The organism is Vibrio sp. V19_P1S1T109 (genome assembly GCF_002241375.1).
In the GTDB taxonomy this organism is placed as follows: domain Bacteria; phylum Pseudomonadota; class Gammaproteobacteria; order Enterobacterales; family Vibrionaceae; genus Vibrio; species Vibrio anguillarum.
Window position 1 is genome coordinate 1 of the sequence record NZ_NDIM01000003.1, and the last position, 2,123, is coordinate 2,123.

Annotated in this window: 2 protein-coding genes; both read left to right on the forward strand. The window is 42.8% G+C overall.

What is annotated here, in order from left to right:
- Positions 1-67 precede the first annotated feature (67 nt).
- A complete protein-coding gene (gene torD, locus B9J87_RS00140; RefSeq protein WP_094149136.1) occupies positions 68-712 on the forward strand; it encodes a molecular chaperone TorD in 645 nt (214 codons plus the stop codon).
- Positions 713-984: 272 nt separating this feature from the next.
- Positions 985-1,992: an HTH-type transcriptional repressor PurR gene (gene purR / locus B9J87_RS00145; protein WP_026028025.1), complete on the forward strand. Its 1,008-nt coding sequence runs from the start codon at positions 985-987 to the stop codon at positions 1,990-1,992.
- The last annotated feature ends 131 nt before the right edge of the window (positions 1,993-2,123 follow it).

Here is a 2,123-nt window from a genome sequence, read left to right on the forward strand (position 1 = left end):
GTTACACTTAGATCAATTACTTTTTAAAAACGATTTTCGCAAAAACACCCCTTGGAGAGCCAATACCATGCAAGACATCAAAGCTTTTAATGAACAGCGTGCCGAGATTTATTGGTGGCTTTCGAGCTTATTTGTGAAAGAACTTTCAGAACATGAATTAGAGCAATACTATACGCCCGCTATTCGCACATTTCTTTCAGGATTAGCAGAAAACGCGACACTTAAACCTGCCATTGATAAATTAGTTGATGCACTGAACCGATTGCAAGACAAAGAAGACGCACAGCTTGAGCTCGCAGCCGATTTCTGTGATCTTTTTTTAAAATCCAATAAGGAGTCCGCGCTACCCTATGCCTCAATTTACATTGGAAAATCAGGGTTGCTCAATGACGAACCAGCCAGAGCAATGTCGGATTTGATGGCAGCCCATCACATTACAGTCAACGATGCACTCAACGAACCCGCCGACCACATTGCGATTGAACTGGATTTCTTAGGTAACTTGATCATTCGCTCCAATGAGCTTGAACAAGAGACACACCTTGAACAAGCCTTTACGCAGCAGTGTGATTTTATTGAACAACATTTGCTCTCTTGGATCCCACAATTCCATCTTCGCTGCCAACAAATTGATCAATTTGGTTTTTACGGTGCCGCAAGCGAATTGTTGGTCGCGTTTCTTCACTTAGACCGCGACTATTTATCAAACTAATGAGATAACCTAGTTAATACCTATTACTAAATCGGTCAATTGTGACTGTTGACCGATTTATTCGGTGGATTTTTCGTTGCTTGATGGACATTTGCGGACTAGAATCTTGACCGCAAACGATAAAAAATGAATTTAAGATGCAACCGCTGATTAGAGGCGGTTTTTGTGTTTTTACTACTTTTAGGCTTCAATATAACACCGATAGGCCTAATACCGCTGAATTGCTCTTCGTGACTATCACTTTCAGCAGTTATCGACAGGACAGAGAATTTATGGCTACGATTAAAGACGTTGCACGCTTAGCGGGCGTATCAACCACCACGGTATCGCATGTAATCAATAAAACTCGCTTTGTGGCTGAAGCAACCCAAGAACGAGTGATGGAAGCGGTATCAGAGCTTAACTATGCACCAAGTGCAGTCGCTCGCAGCTTAAAATGCAACACCACCCGTACCATTGGTATGTTAGTGACCCAATCGACAAACTTATTTTTTTCTGAGGTTATCGATGGTGTTGAAAGTTACTGCTACCGCCAAGGCTACACACTTATTTTGTGCAATACCGGCGGTATTTACGAGAAGCAACGCGACTACATCCGCATGCTAGCGGAAAAACGTGTCGATGGTATGTTGGTCATGTGCTCGGACCTCACCCAAGAACTGCTTGAGATGCTTGATCGTCATTCAGACATTCCGAAAGTTATCATGGACTGGGGCCCTGAAAGTTCTCAAGCCGATAAAATTATTGATAACTCAGAGGAAGGCGGATATCTCGCCACCAAATACCTTATTGATCATGGCCATACTGACATTGCTTGCTTAAGTGGGCACTTCGAAAAAGCGGCGTGCCAAGAGCGTATTCAAGGGTTTAAGCGGGCTCTTGCCGAAGCAAGCCTAACCGTTCATGAAGATTGGATTTTGGAAGGTAACTTCGAGTGTGATACTGCGGTTCTCGCCGCCGACAAGATCGCCGCCATGGACAAGCGCCCAACGGCTGTTTTTTGCTTTAACGATACAATGGCTCTCGGTTTAATGAGTCGCTTGCAACAAAAAGGCATCCGTATTCCTGATGACATGTCTGTTATTGGTTATGACAATATTGAACTTGCTGAGTATTTCTCGCCACCGTTAACCACGGTTCACCAGCCAAAACGACGAGTAGGGAAAAACGCCTTTGAAATCCTATTGGAACGCATTAAAGACAAAGAGCATGAACGTCGTGTGTTTGAGATGCATCCCGAGATTGTTGAACGCAACACAGTAAAAAACATAACGAAATAGTGTCATTATTTAAAGCAAGCGACAAATGTCAATTTTAAGGATTTTCCTATATTCGAGACAGAACGCCGTATTAAATAATAGTAAATTTGGAATGAGCATCACGCAAATAATAAATAAACGTGATGCTCATC

Bases quoted from the DNA above. Each gene is read 5' to 3' on its own strand.
- torD (WP_094149136.1), top strand. From the start codon at position 68: ATGCAAGACATCAAAGCTTTTAATGAACAGCGTGCCGAGATTTATTGG.
- purR (WP_026028025.1), top strand. From the start codon at position 985: ATGGCTACGATTAAAGACGTTGCACGCTTAGCGGGCGTATCAACCACC.